The 1119-nt window shown below is 38.5% G+C and carries 2 protein-coding genes; one reads left to right on the forward strand and one right to left on the reverse strand.

What is annotated here, in order from left to right:
* Positions 1–178 precede the first annotated feature (178 nt).
* Complete coding sequence (gene yccX, locus R7D93_RS25870) at positions 179–451, forward strand: acylphosphatase (RefSeq protein WP_005486991.1); 273 nt, start codon at positions 179–181, stop codon at positions 449–451.
* A 2-nt stretch (positions 452–453) separates the two neighbouring features.
* Here the strand turns inward: yccX and R7D93_RS25875 are convergent, their stop codons facing one another.
* Positions 454–783 carry a TusE/DsrC/DsvC family sulfur relay protein gene (locus R7D93_RS25875; protein ID WP_318129629.1) on the reverse strand — a complete coding sequence of 110 codons (330 nt, stop codon included), beginning with the start codon at positions 781–783 and terminating at the stop codon, positions 454–456.
* Positions 784–1119 lie beyond the last annotated feature (336 nt).

The following is a 1119-nucleotide window of genomic DNA, read 5'->3' on the forward strand; positions in this document are numbered from 1 at the left end:
AGGAAGAATGAAGAGCAAGTAGAACTTTTCTTGAATCTTTAAGTGAATGAGATACTTATCAATCCAGCGGAATGGAATTTCTTTCATAATTATTATAACCATACGAAAACCCACTATCCTTAGTGGGGTGAATAAGACAAAACGAATATATCACTCAATAATCAGATGCGGTACAAAGATGAACGTAAAGTGTGAGAGATTTATAGTTAAAGGTCACGTTCAAGGGGTTGGCTTTCGTTACCATACTTCGCACCAAGGTTTAAAGCTTGGTTTAACGGGCTACGCGAAGAACTTGAACAATGGCGATGTAGAAGTGATGGCTTGTGGGCCTAAAGAGAAAATTGACCAGTTTTGTGAATGGTTACAAGAAGGTCCGCGGACGGCGACAGTAGAAAGCGTTACGCGAGAGAGCGTATCGTACAAACCATTCCGCGGATTTAAAATTCTATAATATTACAGGCACTTAGCTGGTTTAGGTAAACCTGCTAGCTTTGTTGCTTGTTTTGCTGGGCCTTTTTTGAACAGCTTGAACAAATATTTGCTGTTGCCTTTTTCTGGGCCGTGTGCCTTTTCCATTGCTTTGACAAGCATTCGCACTGCTGGAGAGGTATTAAACTCTTCATAAAAATCGCGCACAAAATGCACAACTTCTAAATGAGCATCAGTAAGTTCGATGTCTTCTTCTTTTGCTAAAAGCTCAATCATGCCTTCTTCCCACTGAGTATGATCCAGTAGGTAGCCTTGAGCATCAGTTTCTATTTCTTTGCCTTTGTAAACGAACATAACGTCTTATCCGTTAAGTGAACATGGATGTTTATAGATTAGCGCACACGTTAGGAAGTTCTCAACAAAAGAATCCTGAAGTCGTACTGAGCGAAGCAAAAGCATACAAAGTAGCAGGGCTTTAATGGATGCTGATGATGTGTCCAAAACTCACTACTATGCAGAAAAATAATAAATTATTCAGCTTGTTAAAAAATTTACCGGGGTAATACCAAGACATTTGCATTTGTATTCGGGTTTATTCATTTTCATTATTGTTTTTTGATAGTCAGCTGTCTAATTAATGAAATTTTGTTTAAGGATGAATCGGTTACGACGTTGTGTTTATTCCTTTGG

The sequence above is a fragment of the Vibrio sp. YT-15 genome (assembly GCF_033337445.1).
Classification (GTDB): domain Bacteria; phylum Pseudomonadota; class Gammaproteobacteria; order Enterobacterales; family Vibrionaceae; genus Vibrio; species Vibrio alginolyticus.